This is a genomic window from Brevibacterium luteolum (genome assembly GCF_025147615.1).
In the GTDB taxonomy this organism is placed as follows: domain Bacteria; phylum Actinomycetota; class Actinomycetes; order Actinomycetales; family Brevibacteriaceae; genus Brevibacterium; species Brevibacterium luteolum.
The window spans coordinates 19342-40881 of sequence record NZ_JALXPM010000021.1; the positions used below are offsets into that span (position 1 = coordinate 19342).

The 21540-nt window shown below is 67.2% G+C and carries 24 protein-coding genes; 11 read left to right on the forward strand and 13 right to left on the reverse strand.

Features of this window, described 5'->3' with window-relative positions; genetic code table 11:
• The first annotated feature begins 12 nt into the window (after window positions 1-12).
• Window positions 13-678: a copper resistance CopC family protein gene (locus tag M3C25_RS06895; protein WP_165884926.1), complete on the forward strand. Its 666-nt coding sequence runs from the start codon at window positions 13-15 to the stop codon at window positions 676-678.
• 85 nt (window positions 679-763) lie between these two features.
• Here the strand turns inward: M3C25_RS06895 and M3C25_RS06900 are convergent, their stop codons facing one another.
• The 8 genes from M3C25_RS06900 to M3C25_RS06935 form a co-directional block, all read right to left on the reverse strand.
• A complete protein-coding gene (locus tag M3C25_RS06900) occupies window positions 764-1912 on the reverse strand; it encodes an FAD-dependent monooxygenase (protein ID WP_259794083.1) in 1149 nt (382 codons plus the stop codon).
• Window positions 1913-2312: 400 nt separating this feature from the next.
• A complete protein-coding gene (locus M3C25_RS06905) occupies window positions 2313-3575 on the reverse strand; it encodes an MFS transporter (RefSeq protein WP_259855455.1) in 1263 nt (420 codons plus the stop codon).
• Window positions 3576-3670: 95 nt separating this feature from the next.
• On the reverse strand, window positions 3671-3841 hold the full coding sequence (locus M3C25_RS06910; protein WP_180964693.1) for a hypothetical protein: 171 nt from the start codon (window positions 3839-3841) through the stop codon (window positions 3671-3673).
• 12 nt (window positions 3842-3853) lie between these two features.
• Window positions 3854-5503, reverse strand: a complete 1650-nt coding sequence (pgm, locus tag M3C25_RS06915) for a phosphoglucomutase (alpha-D-glucose-1,6-bisphosphate-dependent) (RefSeq protein ID WP_259794071.1) — start codon at window positions 5501-5503, stop codon at window positions 3854-3856.
• A gap of 162 nt (window positions 5504-5665) precedes the next feature.
• Window positions 5666-5992, reverse strand: a complete 327-nt coding sequence (locus M3C25_RS06920) for a rhodanese-like domain-containing protein (RefSeq protein ID WP_243743442.1) — start codon at window positions 5990-5992, stop codon at window positions 5666-5668.
• A gap of 133 nt (window positions 5993-6125) precedes the next feature.
• Entirely contained in the window at window positions 6126-6626 is a 501-nt protein-coding gene (locus M3C25_RS06925) for a TM2 domain-containing protein (RefSeq protein WP_259855456.1), read from the reverse strand.
• A gap of 332 nt (window positions 6627-6958) precedes the next feature.
• Entirely contained in the window at window positions 6959-8464 is a 1506-nt protein-coding gene (gene scpC, locus M3C25_RS06930) for a succinyl-CoA:acetate CoA-transferase ScpC (RefSeq protein ID WP_259794068.1), read from the reverse strand.
• 122 nt (window positions 8465-8586) lie between these two features.
• On the reverse strand, window positions 8587-9249 hold the full coding sequence (locus M3C25_RS06935) for a TetR-type transcription factor C-terminal domain-containing protein (RefSeq protein ID WP_259855458.1): 663 nt from the start codon (window positions 9247-9249) through the stop codon (window positions 8587-8589).
• A 271-nt stretch (window positions 9250-9520) separates the two neighbouring features.
• Here M3C25_RS06935 and M3C25_RS06940 point away from each other — a divergent pair, with 271 nt between their 5' ends.
• From M3C25_RS06940 to M3C25_RS06955, 4 genes are all read left to right on the forward strand, one after another.
• Window positions 9521-10579, forward strand: a complete 1059-nt coding sequence (locus tag M3C25_RS06940; protein ID WP_259855460.1) for a phosphotransferase family protein — start codon at window positions 9521-9523, stop codon at window positions 10577-10579.
• On the forward strand, window positions 10576-11334 hold the full coding sequence (locus M3C25_RS06945; RefSeq protein WP_259855462.1) for a histidine phosphatase family protein: 759 nt from the start codon (window positions 10576-10578) through the stop codon (window positions 11332-11334). The genes M3C25_RS06940 and M3C25_RS06945 overlap by 4 nt, the downstream gene beginning before the upstream one ends.
• Window positions 11335-11480: 146 nt before the next feature.
• Complete coding sequence (locus M3C25_RS06950; protein WP_102160812.1) at window positions 11481-12242, forward strand: SDR family NAD(P)-dependent oxidoreductase; 762 nt, start codon at window positions 11481-11483, stop codon at window positions 12240-12242.
• A 37-nt stretch (window positions 12243-12279) separates the two neighbouring features.
• Window positions 12280-12534 (forward strand): hypothetical protein, encoded by a 255-nt coding sequence (locus tag M3C25_RS06955; RefSeq protein WP_259794049.1) that lies wholly within the window; start codon window positions 12280-12282, stop codon window positions 12532-12534.
• A gap of 135 nt (window positions 12535-12669) precedes the next feature.
• Here the strand turns inward: M3C25_RS06955 and M3C25_RS06960 are convergent, their stop codons facing one another.
• Window positions 12670-13299, reverse strand: coding sequence for a hypothetical protein (locus M3C25_RS06960; RefSeq protein ID WP_259855464.1), 630 nt, complete (start codon window positions 13297-13299; stop codon window positions 12670-12672).
• Between the two features lie 111 nt (window positions 13300-13410).
• Here M3C25_RS06960 and M3C25_RS06965 point away from each other — a divergent pair, with 111 nt between their 5' ends.
• The 5 genes from M3C25_RS06965 (at window position 13411) to M3C25_RS06985 (ending at window position 18238) form a co-directional block, all read left to right on the forward strand.
• Window positions 13411-14376, forward strand: a complete 966-nt coding sequence (locus M3C25_RS06965) for a CPBP family glutamic-type intramembrane protease (protein WP_259855465.1) — start codon at window positions 13411-13413, stop codon at window positions 14374-14376.
• A 111-nt stretch (window positions 14377-14487) separates the two neighbouring features.
• Complete coding sequence (locus tag M3C25_RS06970) at window positions 14488-16050, forward strand: sensor histidine kinase (protein WP_259855466.1); 1563 nt, start codon at window positions 14488-14490, stop codon at window positions 16048-16050.
• Entirely contained in the window at window positions 16041-16703 is a 663-nt protein-coding gene (locus M3C25_RS06975) for a response regulator transcription factor (protein ID WP_170274845.1), read from the forward strand. Before M3C25_RS06970 ends, M3C25_RS06975 begins: the two co-directional genes overlap by 10 nt.
• Before the next feature lie 12 nt (window positions 16704-16715).
• Window positions 16716-17858 (forward strand): DUF4097 family beta strand repeat-containing protein, encoded by a 1143-nt coding sequence (locus M3C25_RS06980; RefSeq protein ID WP_170274844.1) that lies wholly within the window; start codon window positions 16716-16718, stop codon window positions 17856-17858.
• A gap of 122 nt (window positions 17859-17980) precedes the next feature.
• Window positions 17981-18238 (forward strand): metal-sensitive transcriptional regulator, encoded by a 258-nt coding sequence (locus tag M3C25_RS06985; RefSeq protein ID WP_102160826.1) that lies wholly within the window; start codon window positions 17981-17983, stop codon window positions 18236-18238.
• Window positions 18239-18250: 12 nt separating this feature from the next.
• Here the strand turns inward: M3C25_RS06985 and M3C25_RS06990 are convergent, their stop codons facing one another.
• Window positions 18251-18448 (reverse strand): DUF8730 family Cys-rich protein, encoded by a 198-nt coding sequence (locus M3C25_RS06990; protein ID WP_102160827.1) that lies wholly within the window; start codon window positions 18446-18448, stop codon window positions 18251-18253.
• A gap of 185 nt (window positions 18449-18633) precedes the next feature.
• Here M3C25_RS06990 and M3C25_RS06995 point away from each other — a divergent pair, with 185 nt between their 5' ends.
• On the forward strand, window positions 18634-19290 hold the full coding sequence (locus M3C25_RS06995; protein WP_146004294.1) for an SGNH/GDSL hydrolase family protein: 657 nt from the start codon (window positions 18634-18636) through the stop codon (window positions 19288-19290).
• Window positions 19291-19344: 54 nt separating this feature from the next.
• On the opposite strand, the gene M3C25_RS07000 is transcribed toward M3C25_RS06995, so the two are convergent.
• The 3 genes from M3C25_RS07000 to M3C25_RS07010 all read right to left on the reverse strand — a co-directional run bounded on the left by M3C25_RS07000 (window position 19345) and on the right by M3C25_RS07010 (window position 21406).
• On the reverse strand, window positions 19345-19926 hold the full coding sequence (locus M3C25_RS07000) for a CueP family metal-binding protein (protein ID WP_102160831.1): 582 nt from the start codon (window positions 19924-19926) through the stop codon (window positions 19345-19347).
• A gap of 89 nt (window positions 19927-20015) precedes the next feature.
• Window positions 20016-20792, reverse strand: coding sequence for a cytochrome c biogenesis CcdA family protein (locus M3C25_RS07005; RefSeq protein ID WP_212754340.1), 777 nt, complete (start codon window positions 20790-20792; stop codon window positions 20016-20018).
• Entirely contained in the window at window positions 20792-21406 is a 615-nt protein-coding gene (locus tag M3C25_RS07010; protein ID WP_257995021.1) for a TlpA family protein disulfide reductase, read from the reverse strand. The genes M3C25_RS07005 and M3C25_RS07010 overlap by 1 nt, the downstream gene beginning before the upstream one ends.
• Between the last annotated feature and the right edge of the window lie 134 nt (window positions 21407-21540).

A 21540-nucleotide genomic window follows, 5' to 3' on the forward strand; every position in this document is an offset into this window, starting at 1 on the left:
ATCCCTTTGACTATGCGCACCTTCTCGACTTCCCTGCTGGCGATCGTCGCGGCTGTGGCCCTGGGCTTCACGCTGCTCTGGTCGGCCCCCGCCAGCGCCCACGACCGCCTTGTCAGCTCGAGCCCTGAGCACGGCGAAGAGCTCGACGAGCAGCCGGACTGGCTGGAGATGGAGTTCTCCGGTCAGCTGCAGCAGGTCGGCGCTGAGATCAAGGTCATGCACGATGGAACCGACGTCTCCGCCGGTGAGATCACCATCGAGGACCGCACCCTGAAGTCGGCGCTGCCCGATGACCTCAAGCCCGGCAAGTACACCGTCAACTGGCGCGTCGTCTCCGAAGACGGCCACCCCATCAGCGGCTCCTTCGACTTCACCCTCAAGGACGACGGCTCCGGCGGTGGCGAGGCCCAGTCCGATGACTCCACTGAGAGTGCTGCCGCCGGTGAGGAATCCGCAGGACTCGGCGGCTCCGCCGTCGACGCCCCGGACCGCGAGTCCCAGGATCGCGGCGAGCTCACCAGCGATGAGGCCGGCGGCATGTCCATGCCGATGATGATCCTGCTCGGCATCGGCGGCCTGGCCGTCCTCGCCCTCGTCGTGCTGCTGCTCATGCGCAAGCGCCAGGGCCTGCCCGGCACCGAAGGCGACGACCCGAAGGGTCCCGCCCCGCGCAGCTGATCGCCTGATCTGACATCCGATCCCCGGTCGAGGGGTGCACCAGCACCCGCCTCGGCCGGGGATCTGCCGTTGCGGTGGGCGTGGTTCAGGCTGGCGGCTGCCAGTCCTGCAGTGCGGTCAGCTGCCGGCGCAGGGCGGAGGTCGGTATGAGGTGCATGAGGGAATCGCGCAGCCGGCTGAGCCGTGGGCCGGGCCGGTGGGCGATCTGGCCGATGAGCCGTGAGCGGGCGGCGACCTGCTGGGTGCGGGGGCGGCGCAGCGCGTCGTAGCGGTCGAGGGCGACGATGAGCCGGCCGACTGAGTGCCCGTCGGCTGTTGCGAGTGGTGCGAGCAGCCGGGTGAGGGTCGCGGCGTCTTCGAGTGCCTGGTTGCCGCCCTGCCCGAGGTTGGGCGTCATCGCGTGGGCGGCATCGCCGAGGAGGACGAGCCGGCCGCGCACAAAGCTCGGCAGTCGCCCGGCGAGCTCCTCGATCGGCAGGTAGCTGATGACGGCAGGATCGGTGGCGGCGATGAGGCTGGGGATCGGGTCGTGCCAGTCGGCGAAGACCGCAGCGGCTGCCTGCCCGTCTGCGGGGAAGCGCTGGCCGGCCGGGGCGCTGATGACGCCGAACCAGTACACGCGGCCATCACCGAGCGGGGCGAGACCGAAGCGCGCGTCGACATCCCAGGTCTCACCAGCCTCACCGTGCAGATCGACCGGTTGCTGCGTGATCCCGCGCCAGGATCCGTAGCCGGCGTAGCGGATTCCGGGATCGGCAGGCCATGCGGTGCGCACGGTGCTGCGCAGACCGTCGGCGCCGATGATGACATCGAAGCGCTCACCCTCCGGGTCAGCGGTGCTCAGTGTCCCGTCGGGGGAGCAGCCGGTGACGCGAGTGCCGGAGCGCACTGTGCCCGGTGTCAGTGCGGCAGTAAGCATCGCGTGCAGGTCCGCGCGGTCGACGATGCGCAGCTGGGCGACGGCATCCATCGGGTAGACAGTGACCCAGCTGCCGTCAGGACGGCGCTGCCCGCCGGTGAGCTCTGCGGCCTGCGCAGTGCTGATCGCGCGGAAGTCCTCCCCGAGCCCAAGCGCATCAAGCGCAGTCAGCCCATTGCCGAAGATCGACAGGCCCGAACCACCCGGGCGCAGGTCAGCGGACTGCTCGAATACAGTGACCTCGGCACCGGCACGCTGTAGCCCGATCGCGGCAGCCAGTCCGCCGATCCCGGACCCGACGATCGCAATCTTCATGGCGCGACCTGCGCAGACAAAACTGTGAGCGCGTACCCGGCAGGAACGAGTTCAGGGGAGGGGGAAGCGGTGAGAAACGTTCGAGAGAAAGCGCCGTTGTCGGAGGCGCAGGCCGGCAGGAGGTGCATGCTGCCACGCTACCCGCCCAGCTGAGGTTACTGAGAGGTAATGAGGATCTGATGGACGCGGCCGTCCCATTTCCCGGATCGCAGCCACCCGGTCACCGCCTCGGGTGCAGCCATCGTCACCAGGCCAGAGGTGCGTCCCGGCGGAAATTGAAATGCCATGGCAGCCACGCACTCTTTCAGCCTGGCCACCACGGCTGATTTACTATAACTGCCCAGTAATCACTTAGGCCAATCATTGAACGTTGAATCGGAAAATGCCCGCACCTGCGTTTTCAGCTCTGAGCGGAAGCCGCATCGTCCTCGGTGATGGTGTTGATGACCGTGCGGTTCTGACGCGCTGCATGACTGCGAGTCGCCGGATCCATCTGCCGGTTGAACGCGATCGCGAGAACCGCGGCCAGGGTCGCGCAGACGGCCGGGAGGATGAGCGCATTGCGCGCGCCGAGTTCGTCAATGATGACACCCGAGACCGCCGAGCCGATCGAGACGCCGAAGCCGAGTGCCGTGCCGATCCAGGCCAGCGCCTCGGTCAGCCGGTGCGGCGGGGCGAGCTCCTGGATGACGGAGGCGGCGGCGATGAGCGAAGGGGCCAGCGCCAGGCCGACGGCGAAGATCGTGAGCCCGAAGGCCAACATCGAGCCCGCCAGCAGCATCGGCCAGGTGAGCACCGCCAGGCACGACAAGGCGACCGCCAGGCGGTGCTGGACGGGGGCCTTCCAGGTGCGCACGCCGTAGAGGATGCCCGCCAGCAGCGAGCCGAGCGCCATCGCGCTCACGAGCACGCCGGCCAGCGGCTTGTGCCCGGACTCCTCGGCGAAGGCCACGGCGATGATGTCGAGGGCACCGAAGTTCACGCCGAGCACGGCGTGGGCGACGATGACCATGAAGATGCCGAGGTTGGACAGCACCTTGCCCCGCGCTGCGCCGCGCTGGCGGGGCTGCGGGACCGGTTCGGTCGCCTTCTGGCTGTAGAAGGCCGCCGAGCCGACGATCGTCGTGAGCATCGAGGCGATGATGCCGGCGGCCGGGTAGATGATGGTCGCGAGGAAGGTGACGATCATCGGGCCGGTGACGAAGAGCATCTCGTCGGCGACCGATTCCCAGCTGAAGGCGGTGTCGAGCTGCTTGCGGCTGGTGACGATCGCGTTCCAGCGGGCGCGCACAAGTGAGCCGAGTGAGCCGACCGTCGCACCGGAGATGCCGGCGAAGATGAAGACGAGGCCCATCCACCAGCCCTGGTAGACAGCGAGGAGCAGGCCGATGAGCCCGATGATGTGGATGACGACGAGAGGCAGCATGACGCGCGCCTGGCCGTGTGCGTCGACGAGGCGGGCGATGATCGGGTTCGAGACAGCCTGGACGAGCATGAAGACCGCTGCGACCAGACCGGCGAGCGCGTACGATCCGAGCACACCCTGGATGAACAGGACGATGCCGAGTCCGAGGATGGCGATGGGGAATCGCGCGATGAGTCCCGCCAGCGAGAACTTCAATGCTCCGGGCAGGGAGAAGATCTCCTGATAGTTGCGGAACATCAGGACAGTCTATCCCGCACCCGCCTGCCGCAGACCCGATTCCGTGGTGTGATTGGTCACCGCGGGCACCGTTCCCGAGGCGGCGGGCACGGTGCTCAAACGGGTCCGGCTGCTCCCCGGGTCCGGTCCGCGAGCTGTGCGCGCCGGGCAAGCGAGGCGCTTCGGAGGGCGTCGCCGAGTTCGGCGTAGTCGGCCTCCACGTCGGCCGGCACTAGTTCGGGCGTCGTCAGTGACTGTTCGGCCGCGTTCTCCGCATCAGCATCCATCGGTTCGTCCTCTCAGCTGCCTTCGCCGATGACCCCGTCGACGACAGCCTTCGCCTCGGCCTGCACCTCGGCGAGGTGATCAGGTCCGCGGAAGGACTCGGCGTAGATCTTGTAGACGTCCTCGGTGCCGGAGGGCCGGGCGGCGAACCAGGCGCTCTCGGTTGTCACCTTGAGCCCGCCGAGGGCCTCCCCGTCACCGGGTGCCTCGGTGAGCTTGGCGGTGATCGGCTCACCGGCGAGCGTATCGGCACTGACCTGTGAGGGGCTGAGCTCCTTGAGCGCGGCCTTCTGCTCGCGGGTGGCCGGGGCGTCGATGCGCGCGTAGGCGCTCTCACCGTGTTCGGCGACCAGCCCGGCATACAGCTGTGAGGGCGTCTTGCCGGTCACAGCAGTCATCTCGGCGGCGAGCAGGCACAGCAGCATGCCGTCCTTGTCGGTCGTCCAGGCGCTGCCGTCGAAGGCGAGGAACGACGCTCCTGCCGACTCCTCACCGCCGAAGCCCACACTGCCGTCGAGCAACCCGGACACGAAGTACTTGAAGCCCACCGGCACCTCATAGAGTTCCCGGCCGCGGGCGGCGGCGATGCGGTCGATGATGCCGCTGGTCACCGCAGTCTTGCCGATCTTCGCGCGCTTCGGCCAGTCCGGCCGGTGGGTGAAGAGGTAGTCGACGGCGGCGGCGAGGTAGTGATTGGGGTTCATGAGTCCGGCATCTGGGGTCACGATGCCGTGCCGGTCGGCGTCGGCGTCATTGCCGGTGGCGATATCGAACCGGTTCCGGTTGCCGATGAGTGAGGCCATCGCGTGCGGCGAAGAGCAGTCCATCCGGATCTTGCCGTCCCAGTCCAGCGTCATGAACGACCATGTCGGGTCGACCTCGGCGTTGACGACGTCGATGTTGAGGTCGAGGCGATCGGCGATGATCGGCCAGTAGTCCGCAGCCGCTCCGCCCATCGGGTCGGCGCCGATGTGCAGCCCGGAGTCGCGGATCGCAGTGACGTCGATGACCTTCTCCAGGTCGTCGACATAGCTGGAGGTGAAGTCGAAGTTCAGTGTCTCATCGAGGTGGAAGGCCCGCTGGAACGCCTGCCGGGGAATCCTCTCCCAGCCGGCCTCGAGCAGTTCGTTCGCCCGGTTCTCGATCCAGGCGGTCACCGATGAGCCGGCTGGCCCGCCGTGTGGGGGATTGTACTTGAAGCCGCCGTCCGACGGCGGGTTGTGCGAGGGCGTGATGACGATGCCGTCGGCCAGGCCCTGCGTGCTGCCGCGCGAGGCGTTGTGCTTGAGGATCGCGTGCGAGAGCACCGGGGTGGGGGTATAGCCGTCGCGCTCATCGATCATGGTCGGCACTTCGGCGGCCGCGAGCACCTCCAGGGTCGTCAGCAGCGCCGGCTCGGACAGCGCATGGGTGTCCCGGGCCAGGTAGAGCGGGCCGGTGTATCCCTGCTCCCTGCGATACTCCACGATCGCGGCCGTGATCGCGGTGATGTGCGCTTCGTTGAACGACCCGGCACTCGAACTGCCTCGGTGCCCCGACGTCCCGAAGCTCACCCGCTGGGCGGGATCACTCGAATCGGGGACGATGTCGTGGTAGTCATCGAGCAGATCGGGGATTGAGACCAGATCCGACTCAGCTGCGGGTTCTCCTGCACGAACATTCATAGACACACTTTCTCAGAGCGCCGCGCTGAAGCGTAGCCGAAAGCTGAATCATCTCGCCATGCGGCCGGCAGGCCGAGACCACCTCGGGTGCGGCGTCCCAGTTCGTGAGAACACCGCGCTCGAGGCAGTGGTTGGGCGGCGAGTCGGCATGCCGCTGCGGGGTCACTTGACGTGCGGTTCTTCGTCGGTATCACTGACGATCGGACGGTCGTTGTCGAGGTGCCAGGCACCCATGCCGCCGTTGACGCTGATGGCATCGAAGCCGTTCTTGTTCAGCCATTCGGTCGCCGTGCGCGAGCGCCCGCCGGAGCGGCAGATGACGTAGACGTCCTCGTCCATCGGCACCTCGCCGTAGCGCACCGGCAGGTCGGAGAGCCGGATGTGCTGAGCGCCGTCGATATGACCGGCGGCGAACTCATCGTCTTCGCGGACATCGAGGATGTTGGCACCCTCGGGGATCTCAGTGATGCTGCAGCTTGGAATACTCATGCCGGTCATTCTAATCGCCGCACCCACAAGCCGACAGGGGGCGAATCGCGCAGCGGCCGGGACGAGCACAGTGCCCGTCCCGGCCGCTCACGCGATCCGGTGGCTGCGGCGAGGACTCACCGCAGCCGGGTGATCAGCCGTTGTACACCGCCGGCGAGGATGCCGCTGCGGCGATGACGATGATGATCCAGACGATCGACGACAGCACACCGAGCACGATGAGGATGATCGAGATGATCATCGTGATCTTCCGGTGCTCCTCGTAGCCTTCGAGCGGACGGCCTTCGGAGTCGGTGCGCTTGCCGAAGATCGTGAGGAAGACGTCGATGATCGACCAGATGCCCAGGCCGCCGGCGGTCAGGAGTTTGGCCACACCGGTGCCGATCTTGCCGAGGTAGAAGTGGTCGATGCCCCAGCTGCCGAGGAACTGGGCGAAGACCCACGTGAGGATGTAGGACTTCTGCGGGGTGCCGCCGTAGCCGGCGCCGGGCTGCGGGCTGCCATAGGTCTGGGCGCCGTAACCGGAGCTGGGGCCCTGGCCGGGCTGCTGAGCGACCGGGCCGCCGGGCTGGCTACCGGCAGGCTGGCCGTACGGCTGCGGTGAGCCGCCGGGCTGGGATGGGGTATCGGTCATGGATGGTCCTCCTGTTGGTGCGCTGGGGACACGGCCCCCATGGTGCGGTGGGGTTGCCGCGCTGAAACCAGGATGCGGCGGAGTGCTGACCCCGCTGGAGGGCACCTGCACGCCGACGATCGGCGGCGGCGGGCGATGCCCGTCGCGCATCGGCTGATCGTGCTGACTCATGGTCCCTCCCTGCGAAATCGGCGGGGTTGAGCCGGGCGGCTCATTGTCGCTTCGATCGTAACCGAGCCGTGAGCCGATTCCACGCCGCTGCCCGGCTGTGTGTCGAGACTGGCACAACCGCTCCCGAGGCGCCGGTCACCGCTCCCGAGGCACCGGTCGCCTCACATGCGGCCGGTGTCGCGCAGACTTCGGTGCCAGCTCAGCGCCTCATCGAGCAGGTGCGGGGTGTGGCGGGCCCCCTCGGAGGCGGCCCAGGCGCGGTCGAGGTAGTCGTGCAGGCGCTCGCGGTAGTCCGGGTGGGCGCAGTTGTCGATGATCCTCTTCGCACGCCGGCGCGGGGCGGCCCCGCGCAGATCGGCGATGCCGTTCTCGGTGATGACGACGTGGACGTCGTGCTCGGTGTGATCGACATGCGAGGCCATCGGCACAATCGACGAGATCGCCCCGTCCTTGGCGGTCGAGGGTGAGACGAAGAAGTTGAGGAAGGCGTTGCGGGCGAAGTCGCCGGAGCCGCCGATGCCGTTGATCATCTTCGCGCCGAGCACATGGGTGGAGTTGACGTTGCCGTAGATGTCGGCTTCGACCATCCCGTTGATCGCGATGACCCCAAGCCGGCGGATGATCTCCGGATGGTTCGACATCTCCTGGGTGCGCAGCAGGATCTTGCCCTTGTACGACTCAGCGTTGGCGTTGAACTTCTCAGCTACCTCGCGCGAGAGGCTGAATGCGGTCGCCGAAACCGAATCCATCTTCCCGGTGTCGATGAGTTTGAGCAGGTTGTCCTGCATCACCTCGGTGTAGGAGTGGAGATGCTCGAACTCGGAGTCGGCCAGGCCTTCGAGCACGGCGTTGGCGACGTTGCCGACACCGGACTGGAGCGGCAGCAGATTCTTCGGCATCCGCCCAGCCTTGACCTCGTGGCGCAGGAAGTCGATGAGGTACCCGGCCATTGCCTCGGACTTCGCATCGACCGGGGCGAAGGTGTTGTCGCGGTCCGGAGCATTGGTCTCGACGACGGCGACGACCTTGTCCGGGTCGACGCGCAGGTACGGATCGCCGATGCGCTGGGTGGGCTCCAGGATCTGGATCGGGTTGCGGTGCGGGGGCAGCTTGGTGCCGTAGTAGACGTCGTGGAAGCCTTCGAAGGCCCGCGGGTGCCAGGAGTTGACTTCGATGATGACCTTGTCGGCCAGGTCGAGCCAGGTCTTGTCATTTCCGACCGAAGAGGACGGCACGAGCAGCCCGTTGGGCAGCGCCGCCGCGACCTCGACAACGGCAACATCGAGGTTGCCGTAGAAGCCGAACCACACCTGCTGGGCCAGGTGGCTCAGGTGGGTGTCGACGTATTCGACCTCTCCGGAATTGATGCCTGCGCGCATGTCCGGATCCGTGTTGAACGGCGCCCGCAGATGCACGCCCTTGGACTCGGCGAGCACTCCGTCGAGCTCATGTGCGGTCGAGGCGCCGGTGAGCAACCCGATGCTGAACTCGTCGCCGGCGGCGTGCGCTTTCGCGATCTGCTCGGCGAGTGCACCGGGGACGGCTTTGGGATAGCCGGAGCCGGTGAAGCCGCTCATGGCGACGTTGTCGCCGTTGCTGATGTGGGTCGCGGCCTCGTCAGCGCTCGTCACCCGCTGGGCCAGAATGGGGCATGTGATACGGGACATGTACCCATTATCTACCCGCCAGCAGATACGTTTCACTCAGGTCAGCCTGAATGTCCTAACGCAGGGAAAGCGGCCCGGGCGTCCGTCTGGGCCGACGCTCCGCAGGCCCGCGGGCGGCCGGTTCAGTCGGCGGGCTGGGCGATGAAATCGAGCTCCTCGGCAACCGCCAGCGGCTGGTCCATGAGCCGGTCGAGCTCGGTGTCATCGGGGGAGTGGCCGAGCAGCCGCAGGCAGTACTGCAGATACGTCCGCTCCAGTTCGGCCACGCTGATCGGCCCGTCCGCGCGGTACCACAGTGCGATCGAATTGCAGATCGAGAGCACCGCCCGGCCGGCCAGCTCAGCGTCATCGACGTCGAATACCCCGGCCGTCACGCCGGCGGCGATCCGGTCGTTGAGCACTGCACGGGAGGCGCGCTGCTGTTCGTGGATGACCTCGAACTTCTCCGCATCCAGGCGTTCGGCATCGCGGACGACGACCCGGGAGATGAGCTGGTTGTGCGCCCGGTAGCGCACGAGCAGCCGGACGATAGCTGCGGTCTGGTCGATCGGGTGGTCCCCGGCGTCGGCGATGACACGGGTGGCGGTTTCGATGTAGCCGGCAAACGCCGAGCGGATGAGCTCGAAGAGGGCATCCTGCTTCGAGGGGAAGTAGTAGTACAGTGCCGACAGGCTCAGGTCCGCCTCTTGGGCGATGTCGCGGATCGAGGCGCCGTCGAAGCCCTTCTTGGCAAAGGTGTTGCGGGCGGCGGTGAGGATGACGGACCTGCCGTTGGACGATCGCATGCTGGCTCCTGACGTGTCTCGATTCGCGGGGGCCAGGCGGCGCAGGCGGCAGCCGGGGCGGCGCACCTCGTCGTGGCCCGCTTTCAGTCTAGCGGGCATTCTATCGAGCAATCGCTCAATTTCTTCATCCGTGCCCGAGGCGGTGGCCGGCCGCCGTGCCCGAGGTGCCGGTCGCCGGCGGGTGCCTGCGTGCGGGTGGTCCTCTTGACAGCGGCCGCCCGGCCTCCATATTTTGAATGTAGACGAACGTTTGTTCACAAGGAGGTTTAGGGTGGTCGACAAGGAGCAGCAGCCGGAGCACAGCTCAGTCCCGGCAGGCATCGACGCCGAGCGGGTCGGTGCATGGATCGCCGAACACCACGGTGCCGACCCCGGCAGGCTCAGCTATGAGGTCATGTCGGTCGGCCGGTCGAACCTCACCTACACGGTCCGGCATGACGGTGAGCCCCGCTGGGTGCTGCGCCGCCCGCCGCTGGGCCACACCGGCGGCAGCGCCCACAACGTCGCCCGCGAAGGCCGCATCATGGCGGCGCTGAAGGACACCGACGTGCCGGTCGTCAACGTCTTGAACATCGTCGACGATGAGAACGTCCTCGACGTCCCCTTCGTCTTCATGGACCACTGCGCCGGCTTCCCCCTCAACACCCCCGACGACCTCGGTCGCATCCCTGCTGACCAGCGCCGGCAGACCGCCTTCAACCTCGTCGACTCACTCGCCGCCATCCACCGCGTCGACATCGATGACGTCGGCTTGGGCGACTTGCGCCGGCCCGGCGGCTTCGTCGAACGCCAGCTGCGCCGCTGGCTGGGCCAGTACGAGGCGATCACCACTCGCGACCTGCCGGCCATCCGCGAGGTCCACGCTGAGCTCGTCGCCCGCATGCCCGATGACTCCCAGGCCGCCGTCGGCCTCGTCCACGGCGACTTCAAACCCAACAACGCGATCTTCACCCCTGCCGGCGAGATCGCCGCGATAGTCGACTGGGAGCTCTCAGCCATCGGCGAGGTCGTCACCGACCTCGGCTATCTCGTCGCGATGCTGTACTCGGACCCGAAGCTCACCCACATCTGGGTGCCGAGTGTCGCCGAGGGCTTCCCGGAGAAGTCCGAGCTCATCGCCCGCTACGAGGAATCCGCCGCCCGGGAGGCCGCCCACGTCGACTACTATGCCGGCTTCGCACTGTGGAAGCTCGCCTGCATCTCCGAAGGCGTCTACACCCGCATCCTCAAAGGCCAGATGGGCGACACCGGCTTCGACCCCGAACAGGCCGGCCACGGTGTCGAAGAGCTCGCCCTCGCCGGACTCGACCTCATCACCGGCAGACGATGAGCAGCTTCCTCGGCCGCACCCTCGGCGCCGCCCTGCTGACCCGCGGCACCGACTGCCTCGATGTATTCATCATCCGCCACGGCCAGCAGACCCGGCCCGGCCCCGACGCCCCGGAGGCCGCCTCCTACGACCCGCCGCTGTCAGATACCGGCCGCGCCCAGGCCGAGGCCGCCGCCGACGCCCTGGCCGCCCACCCGATCACGGCGGTCTACGCCTCTCAGCTCGCCCGCGCCCATGACACGGCCGCCGCGATCGCCGCCCGCCACCGCCTCGGCGTCGGGGTCGATGAGCGGCTGGCCGAGGTGGGGATCTTCCAGCAGGTGCCCGCCCACCTCAGCTTCGAACAGGCCGTCGGAGCCCAGGCCGCGGCCGAGGCGGCGGAGACGATGGTGCGCACCCGCAAGTGGGATGCCCTGCCGCTGGGCGAGGGCTCGCAGGCCTTCCGCACCCGCGTGCACACCGCGATCTGGGAGCTGGCCAGCCGGCACCTGCCCGAGCCGGGCACTGCGGCACAGGCCCGCGCGGCGGCTGAGCAGAATGGTGAACCGGTCCCGCACCCGCAGGCAATCGCCATCGCCTGCCACGGCGGGGTCATCAACGCCTTTCTCGCTGAGGAGTACGGGCTGGAGGCCGACTTCCTCTTCCGGCCCGCCCATGCCGGGATCACCCGGGTGCGCTTCGCTGCCGACCGGGCGGTCATGCTCACCGGAAACGAACTCGGCCACCTCGAAGACCGCGACCTGCTGACCTTCTGATCACCACCGCCTCGGGCGCGGTAAGGATCATCGCTGGGACTGGGCCGGGACCGGTTCGGGGCCTGGCCGGGACCGCCGGAGGGAACGCAGGCAGGTGGTCGGTATAGTGCTCAGCGTGCCCCGTGAGTGAAAGGAATCACACCGCAATGGAACTCAACAACGCCGTCGCCCTCGTCACCGGAGGTGTCTCCGGTCTCGGCCGTGCGACCGCCGAACGCCTGCTGAATGCTGGTGCCACCGTCGTCCTGCTCGACCTCAACGCCGAAGCCGGTGAAGCCGCCGCCGCCGAGCTCGGCGACAAGGCCCACTTCGTCGCAGCCGACGTCACCAGCGAAGACGACGTCCAGAAGGCCGTCGACCTGGCCACCTCGCTGGGCAACCTGCGGGTCGTCGTCAACTGCGCCGGCGTCGCCACCCCCGGCAAGCTCGTGAGCAAGCGCGGCCCGCTGGGCCTCGACGACTTCGCCAAGGTCATCAACATCAACCTCGTCGGCACCGTCAACGTCTGCCGGCTCGCCGCTGCCGCCATGCAGCAGCAGGAGGCCGACGGTGAGGAGCGCGGTGTCATCATCAACACCGCCTCGGTCGCGGCCTTCGACGGCCAGATCGGCCAGATCGCCTACTCCGCCTCCAAGGGCGGCGTGCACGCCGTGACCCTGCCGATGGCCCGTGAGCTGGCCAGCTCGCTCATCCGCGTCGTCACGATCGCCCCGGGCATCTTCATGACCCCGATGATGGCCGGCCTGCCGCAGGCCGCCCAGGACTCGCTGGCCGCCTCGATCCCGCACCCAGCCCGCCTCGGCCAGCCGGCCGAGTACGCCCAGCTCGTCGAGTCGATCGTGGCCAATCCGATGCTCAACGGCGAGACCATCCGCCTCGACGGCGCCATCCGCATGGCACCGAAATGATCCGCACCACCTGACGCGGAGACGTCCCCGCGGGGACGTGACAGCCCGCAGCACAGGCGCCGGTCGACCACACGGTCGGCCGGCGCCTGACGCGTACGCGGGCAGTCCGCACGGGTTCACCTGGCCCTACGCGATCGTCGTCACCCTCGGAGGCATCGCCGTATTCGTCCTGGCCTTCATCCTCGGCTGGACGAAGAACGGCGATGAGGACGACGAGGGTGAGGAGGCCGAGGCCGAGGAATCGGCAGGCGGCTCGCACGCCAGCGGGCTGCCGGACAAACCCACCGGCTGACTTTCCGGCAGGCCATAAGTCATAAAGCTGGAAAAGCTATTCATGGTCAGATGCCCACTGACCATGAATAGCTTTTCTAACTTTCGAGTCGGACGGACTGGAGGCATGCCGGACCGCCGAGTCGCGCCGAGGCGATCATGACTGGCGCTGCAGGTCGGCGCGCTCCTGGCGGCGCAGCACGACACCGCGGATGCTGCCCATCGCGATGAGGGTCACCGTCAGCAGCACGGCACCGAGGGCGAAGAGCGGGGAGGCATCGGCCTGGGCGAGGGCCAGCTGGAAGACGATGATCGACAGCAGTGAGGCGCAGAAGGCCGGGATCGTCCAGTTCGCTGATAAGCGCGCGGCGATCGAGATGAGCACCACCGCACCGGCCGGGGCGGCGAGCACCGAGACCATCCACACACACAGGATCACCAGCCCGGCCACAAGTGCTGAGGGCGGGCCGACATAGGAGTCCTCACGCTCCATCGGGTCGTGCTGGATGGCCGCCGGCAGCATCGCAAGAGCGAGCGTGCCGAGGGTGACGTCGACGATGAGGTGCACGCTCGGGATGCCCGGCTGGATCGCCCGGCCGAGTGCGGCACCGGAATTCAGCTGCAGCCAGTGGTAGGCCGCGCACATGATGACCCCGGAGACCGCCGCCAGCCAGAACAGCACCATTGTCCGGGCAGGCGAGCGCAGCGGCTGGGGCGCCTCGACGGCAGGACGGGAGCCTGTGGCTGCAGGGTGGCGGGGCGAGTCCACAGAACGTCTACTATTCATACGAGGAACTCTACGAGCCCGACCCGAGAACTCGCCGTGCCACGCCTCGGTGCCGGCTGTCCGTGTCTGTGTCAAGTGACCATCTGCCAGAAGGGAGAGGCGACGGGCCGCATGCGCAAGATCCATCAGCCTCCCTACTACGATCCTGCCAAAGCGCCGGTGTTCCGCTACTTCCGGATGGCCGAGACCTATCCGCACATCCGCTGGTGGCGTCCGCTGCTCGTCGGGGTGCTGACGATCGTGTACTTCCTGCTCTTCTCCAGCCTCATCATCACCCCGGTGATGCTGCTCTCAGACCACTTCGCCCCGAACCTCTTCGACCCGATCCGCCGGGAGGGCGTCCCGCTCATCGCCAGCCCGGTCACGCTGTTCTTCACCGTGCTCGTCACCATCGCCCTCATTCCCGCCTGCCTGCTGGCGATGAACGTCTCCGGCCGGCCGCTGGGCACCCTGTACTCAGTCGAGGGCCGGTTCCGGTGGCGGCTGTTCGGGCGCAGCACCATGCTCGCCGTGCTCATCACGGTGCCGATCACCTCCCTGCTCATGATCTTCGACCCGGTCGCCCACGATCACTTCCGGTGGCCGGATCACAACGGCTTCATCCTCATCGTCATCACCCTGCTGCTCGTGCCGATGCAGGCCGCCGGCGAGGAGTTCGTCTTCCGCGGCATCCTCGGGCAGATGATCGGCTCGTGGCTGGCACATCCGGTATGGCCGATCCTGCTGCCGCTGCCGCTGCTCATCCTCGGGCAGAACTATGGGCTCGTCAGCCAGGTCGACATCGCGATCTTCGCCCTCGGGGCCGGGTTCGTCACCTGGGCGACCGGCGGGCTGGAGGCCGCGATCGCCCTGCACGTCGTCGGCAACGTCGTCTTCTACGGCCTGGCCGCCTTCAACCTGCTGCTGCCCAACAGCCTCGACGGCGGGTCGATGGTCCAGCTGCTCGTCTCCACCCTCATCGTCGTCATCTACTCCACCCTCGTCGTCACCCACCACGACGCCGTCAAATACCCCAACCACGCCCGCGCCCAGCCCGGCGCGCTCGTCGGCCGGGTCATCAGTCCCGGCGGCATGTGACATGACCGGCCGGCCGTTCCCGAGGTGGGGGAGACCGAGTAGGGAAAACCCGACTCACGTGGATGGTCGGCTCCATGTCCGGCATGCTCGCGGCGAAAATACAGTGAAGCTATGAACACCACACCCAGCCCAGACGGGGCCCGCGAGGACGTCACGCGTCCGACCATCCCCCTGCCGCAGGGCACACCGAGCACACCCCCGGAACCCGCCACCCCCGCCCCGACCGCCGTCATCCCGACCGGCGACGAGAACGACCAGAACCACCAGGCCGACGCAGCCGCCCAGGCCGACGCAGCCGCCCAGGCCGACCGCGCTGATGAGACCGAGGCGGCCACCGCCTCGGGCACGGACACCGCAGCAGGCGCAGGAAGCGCCCCGCCGGCACCCCCGGCACCCGCCCCGGACGGGGCAGAGGCCCCGGCCCCGCCGCCGACAGCTGCCGAGCTGACCGAGCGGAAGTGGCGCAAAGGCCATCCCGGCTTCTTCGGCATCGCCAACGTCATCGTCTCCGGCGTGCTGGCCATCGTGTGGCTGTGGCTGCCGATCGCCGTGTTCTTCGTCGGTCTCAGCGGTCTGTTCGCACTCGGGCTCGGACTCATCGCTCTGTTCCTGTGGTTCCTGCTGCAGCGCGGGATCAACCGCGTCGAACGCTTCCGCGCCGAGGCGATCTACGGCGACGGCATCGCCTCAGCCCCGACACCCGAGTCGGCCTATGCGCCTGGCTTCAGCCGCTTCATGCACAACCAGTGGCTGGTGTTCAAGTCCCCCAGCTTCTGGCGCTCGACCGCCCACCACTACATCAAAATCATCTACGGCGGTTTCGTCTGCCTGCTCGCAGGCGTCGGCCTGACCTTCGCCGGACTGCTCGCGGCCGCCGCGCTCAACCCCGAGTTCCTCCCCGGACAGCTGGGCGACTTCTCCCGCCTCGGCAGCGGCCTCATCGCCCTGGCCGCCTTCGTCTCCACCGTCCTCATCCTGCTGCTGAGCCCGTACCCGGACCGCGCCCTCGACCGCGCCCTGCTGCCTGCGACCCGCACCGAGGCGCTGCGCGCTGAGGTCAAGACCCTCGACCGCGCCCGTGCCGGTGCCGTCGACGCTGCGACGAGTGAGCGGCTGCGCATCGAACGCGACCTCCACGACGGCGTGCAGCCGATGCTCGTGGCGACCTCGATGAAACTCGGGATGGCCAAGGCCAAGATGGACACCGACCCCGAGGCGGCCAAGGCGCTGCTGACCGAAGCCCACGCCGAGTCGAAGGCGGCGATCACCGAGCTGCGCCAGCTCGCCCGCGGCATCCACCCGGCTGTGCTCAGCGACCGCGGCCTCGACGCCGCCGTCTCGGCCCTGGCCGCCCGCTGTGCCGTTCCAGTCCGCGTCACCGTCGATCTCCTCGACCACTCCGCCGCTCAGCTCGCCGGTGTCACCGGCTCGGTGCCGCTAACGAAGGTGAGCAGCGAAGCCGAGGCCGAGGCCCACGTCAGGATCTATGTGCGCGACGGCCGGCTGCACATCAGCGTCAGCGACAACGGCCGCGGCGGCGCACGCGTCGACCCAGTGGTCGGCTCGGGGCTGGCCGGGTTGGCTGACCGTGTGACCGCAGCCCGCGGCACATGGGCCCTGACCAGCCCGGTCGGCGGCCCGACAACCCTGGTAGTGGAGGTGCCATGCGCATAATCATCGCCGAAGACGCCGTGCTGCTGCGGGAGGGCCTCGTCAGGCTGCTGACCGACGCCGGACACGAGATCGTGGCAGCCGTCGGAGACGCCAACGAGTTCCTCGCTGCGATCAACACCGCCGCCCAGTCGCCTGACGGGCCACCGGATCTGGCGATCGTCGACGTGCGGATGCCGCCGACCTTCACCGACGAGGGCATCCGGGCCGCGGTGCTCGTGCGCTCGCAGAACCCCGAGGTCGGCGTCATCGTCCTCTCCCAGTACGTCGAGGAGCGCTACGCCCGCGACCTCATCGCCGACAACTCCGGCGGCTTCGGTTACCTGCTCAAGGACCGCGTGGCCGATGTCGAGGACTTCCTCGCAGCCGTCACCGAAGTCGCCGGCGGAGGCACCGTGCTCGACCCCGAGGTCGTCAGCCAGATCCTCGTGCGCACCCGCAAGCAGGACGGCCTGTCCGATCTGACCGCCCGGGAGCGCGAGGTCCTCCAGCTCATGGCCGAGGGCAAGTCGAACTCCGCGATCGCCGGCAGTCTCTACCTCAGCGCTGGTGCTGTCGAGAAGCACATCAGCTCGATCTTCACGAAATTCGGTCTCATGGCCGACACATCAGAGAACCGCCGCGTCCTTGCCGTGCTGCGGTTCCTCGGGGCCTAGGAGGTACCCGCCATGTCATTCCCGCAGAACCGACACCAGAACCCCAGCCAGCCGAACCCCCAGCCGTCCTACCAGTCGGCAGGCTCCCAGCAGCCAGGCCAGCGCGGCAGCCAGCAGGTGCGCTCGAACCCGGAGACCGCCTTCCGGCCTGAGCGCGTGACCTCCGGTACCCGCACCGGGATCCGCGCCGTCATCGCGATCGTCGCAGCTCTGGCCGTGCTGCTGCCGCTGTCATTCGGCGGAACGATGTTCGCCCAGGCCCTGCAGACCCGTCACTACGAGACAAGCGAATCGTTCACCCCAGGTGCCGACGGCCTGCTCGTCGACGTGCCCACCGGCGTCGTCGACATCAGCACCACCACAGCCACCGCGGCACAGGTGAACCTGGAGTACAACGGCACCAAGCACCAGCCCGACCTCACAATCGAAGAAGACGCCGACGGCCGCACCGTCATCTCCGTTTCCCGAGTGGCCGGACGCACCTTCGGACCTGCCGGCGACCTGCGTGTCGACGTGCAGGTGCCTGAGGAGATGGCGGAGAAGATACAGCTTGAAGCCCGTTCACAGGTCTCGGCGGTCTACATCGCCGGGCAGTTCGACCAGGTGCGCGCTTTCAGCGATCTCGGTGCGATCGACACGGAGGGGCTCACCACCCGCGAGCTGACGATCGAGACGAAGACCGGAGCCGTCGAGCTCAGCGGCCGCCACGAGATCGTCAACGTCACCGCCGATCTCGGCACCATCAACGGCGAAGCCCTCACCGTCACCGACCAGCTCACCGCCCTCACCGATGCCGGCGCCATCGACATCGGGCTCAGCACGGAGGCGGTGCCGGCCAGCGGCATCGATCTGGCTACCAGCTTCGGGTCAGTCGATCTGCGAGTGCCGCGCCTGTCCGACGTCCCTGGTGCTGATGCCGACGGCTACCTGGTCAACACCGCAGGCAACGGCACGGCCGATGTCAACATCGACACCATCCGCGACGGCCACGGCAAGACCGTCGTGCCGATCAGCATCCGCAGCACCAGCGGTGCCATCGCAGTCGACTACGTCAGTGGGAACACCTCCGGTGAGCTCAGCGACCAGGACGCCGACGACCAGGATCCAGACGACACAGACGGTGACGATCCGGACGCCACCGGCAACGGTTCCTGACCGGCAGCACCCCTGTCCGTCACCGCTTGAGACGCGGCCGTGCAGACAACAGCGGCGGCGCCTGCAGAAGCCAGTAAAATGACTTCAGACAGGCGCCGCCGTGGCGTTGGGAGGAGGACAGGATGCAGGTCAACACTGAGACGCTCAAGCCGGCGATCAACCGGCTCAAGCGGGCCAACGGTCAGCTCGCGGCCGTCATCCGGATGGTCGAAGAGGGCAGCGAATGCCAGGACGTTACCAACCAGCTGGCCGCTGTCTCCTCAGCCGTCGACCGCGCCGGATTCGCGATCATCGCCGACACGCTCCACCACTGCATCGCTGAAGGCGGAGCCGATGTCGACGTGCGCGAACTGGAGAAGATGTTCCTCTCCCTGGCCTGAGCCCGGTCGCGCTCAGCTCCTGCGGCTACTGAAGAGGCGGGCGAAGAATCCGCCGCCGCTCTTGGCGCTCGCGGCCTCCTTCTCAGCCTGGGTGTGCTTGCCGTTGCACCACTGCCCGGACGGCACCTCGGCCTTGACCTGGGAGATGTGCTGGCCGCAGCCGGCCCAGGTCGTCTTCTCGCACACTTTGCAGCGCACTGGTCGGCACATGGTGTGCCTCCTTCCTGTGCTGCCGCTGAGGCAGCCTCGGGGTCTCGTACATGGAAAAAATACCCTAGAGGGCATAAAACATGTCGAGCGGCGCATACCCTTTTTGACACTCCGAACCTCCGCTCTTTTTGAGCCCTTAGCACTAGTGGGTGCTTCGCATATACCGTCTGGGGTATATTGGCCGCGTGGGTATCGCATTACGGCGCGGCCGCGCACAATCACGCAACCACATGATGCATTGGGCACAACCCCAAGAAGGCACGCTGACCTATGTGGCACTTGGCGACTCGGCAGGCGTTGGCGTCGGAGTGGATGACCCCGCCCGAGGCTATGTCGGCGTGATCGCCAAACGACTTGCGGAGGTCACCGGTGAGACAGTCCGGGTCGTGAATCTATCGACCTATGGGGCAAGAGCCAAGAATGTACTGGACGCGCAGCTACCAAAGCTTGCTGAGGTCACGGCACCGGATTTCGTGACCTGCGTGATCGGTAGCAACGATGTGGCCTGGGCACCAGCTTTCAAGACTGACGACTTCGCATGCGATATGACAGCGGTCGCTTCGAAACTGCCCCAGGGAGCGGTGATGGGTCTGGTGCCGAATTTCCTGCACTGGCCATACGACCGCCGCGCAATTAGAGCGAACCACGCGATACGACAAGCAGCCAGCCTGCACGGTCACGCCATTGCTGACATTGATACTGCAACCAAAGCACTGTCGCTTCGCGAGTATCTGGCGACGTTCTCGGGCGACTACTTTCACCCCAACGCGACGGGCCACGCCCTGTGGGCTGATGCAATCTGGGAACAGCTTGCCGATCAGCTCACTGCTTCTGCCTCATAATGGGCAGCTCGCATGACATCCGGGTCTGCTGGAATCGCGTTCGCTCACCGGATGTCATGCGAGCTGCAGGTCGGTGATGCAGGTGGCACCGTCGTCAGTGGTGGTGAAGTCCGAGGTGCCCGTCCGGCCGTCGTGGCTGATCTCGATGGTGCCGGTGATGTCGCTGGGCACCCAGAAGCCGACGAATCCGTTGTCGAAGGTGGTGATCTGTTCATCGACCACGGTTTCACCGGTGGTGCTGTCGGTGATTTGGACGTCGATGGTTTCGTTGCTGAGCTCGCCCTGGCAGGTGGTCAGGCTGTGGTAGAAGCAGTCGTGTGTCTGGTCGACGTAGGGGGCGATCGACAGGTAGGACAGGTTCTGCGGCAGGTCCAGGGTCACTTCCTGCGTGTTGTCGGTCAGCACCAGCTCATCGGGATAGACCGATGCGATCAGATCTGCTGGCCTCTCGGCGATTTCGAGCTGGTCCAGATGATCGATGATCTCGACGGCATCCATGCTTTCGAGATCGAAAGTGGCAAGGAGCTCCGCCTGCGAGCCGGCGCCGGGTGCTGGTTGGGAGTCTGCTGCCGGGGCGCATCCTGCCAGCACCAGCGAGAGAGCGGCTGTCATGATTGCTGTTCGTTTCACTTTCATCTCCTTGTCGTTCGGGCGGGTGCCCGAGGGTCAGCATGCACAGCAGTGACGGCTGCGCGGGGGTGGTCTCGCTGAGTGGTCAGGGGGTGTCAGATGATGGTCTCGAAGCCGCCGATCATGCCTTGCAGGCTGTTGACCCACTGGGTCCAGACGCCGCTGACGAGCAGCACGCCGATGATGATGAGCATCGCCCCGCCGATCCTGCTGATCAGGAGGTGGTGGTCTCTGGCCCACTGCAGCCTGCCGGTGCCCTTGACGATGAGCACGGCCACGACGATGAACGGCACTCCCAGTCCGAGGCAGTACATCAATGTCAGCAGGGCACCCCGCCAGATGCCGTCGGCGCCGGTCGCCCCGAAGCTGGTCGACAGCGCCAGCACCGCCGCGAGTGTGGGACCCATGCACGGTGCCCAGCTGAGGGCGAAGGTGGCGCCCAGGGCGGGGGCGCCCCAGAGGCCGGCGGGTGGACGCTTGCTGATCCGGGCGGTGCGTTGGAACATGCCGATCCCGCCCATGAACACGATGCCGGCGATGATGACGACGACGCCCATCACGCGGTTGAGGACATCGGCCCACTGGCTGAGCAAGACACCGGCGAGGCTGAACGCCAGGCCCATCGACACGAAGACGGCGGCGAAGCCGACAATGAACAGGGAGACCCCGATGACGACCCGGCTGATCTTCCGGTCGGTCAATGCGGCGGCACCCAACCCGGTGACGTAGCCGACGTAGCCGGGGACCAGCGGCAGGACGCACGGGGAGAAGAACGACACCGCCCCGGCGAGGATCGCCACCGGGATCGCCAGCAGCATCGGACCGGACAAGGCGGTCTGTGAGAAGGTCTCCCCGATGGAGGCCAGCAGCATCACGCCGGTTCCTCCAACACGTCACCGATCAACGCTTTGAGGGTGGACTCGTCCACGGCTCCCATCACCCGGGCTGCCGCCCGGCCCTGGGAGTCCAGGACAACGGTGGACGGGACCGCCTGCGGAGGCAGCACCGAACCGAGCGCGGCGACGCCGAGGCCGTCCTTATCCAGCATGGAGGGAAACGTCAGATCGAAGGTCCTGGCGAACGCGTCGGCGGCCGGCGCCTCGTCGCGGACATTGATGCCCAAGAACTTCACGCCGTTTTCTTGGTACCGCTCGTAGTTGGCCTGCAGCGCCGGGGCTTCCTTGCGGCACGGGGGGCAGGCGGCGTACCACAGGTTGAGCACCGCCGGGGCCCCACGCCAGTCGACAAGGTCGAAGGCAGTGCCGTCGGTGTACTCACTGGCCAACTCGATCGGCTCACCCCGCTCACCGATGGGCAGCTGGGTGATGACACCGGCCCCGGAGATGTAGCCCTGCTCATTGACCTCCGGCACCTGGTCGGCCAACTCCTCGGCATCGCTGCCGCACCCGGCCAGACCGAGCGCAAGGAGGACGGTCAAGGAGCCGGACCGGCGGATCATCGAACGACGCGACAGAGGTGAGAGCATCCTTCTTCTTCAACTCGCAGGGACAACGCCTCCCTCCATTCTGGTCGAGCTGCCGAGGGTAAAAGGGCCAGGATCCTTGAAGATTTGACGAAGATTGCCCTGGTGACAGCCCCGCGCAGGTGAGGCATGTTACG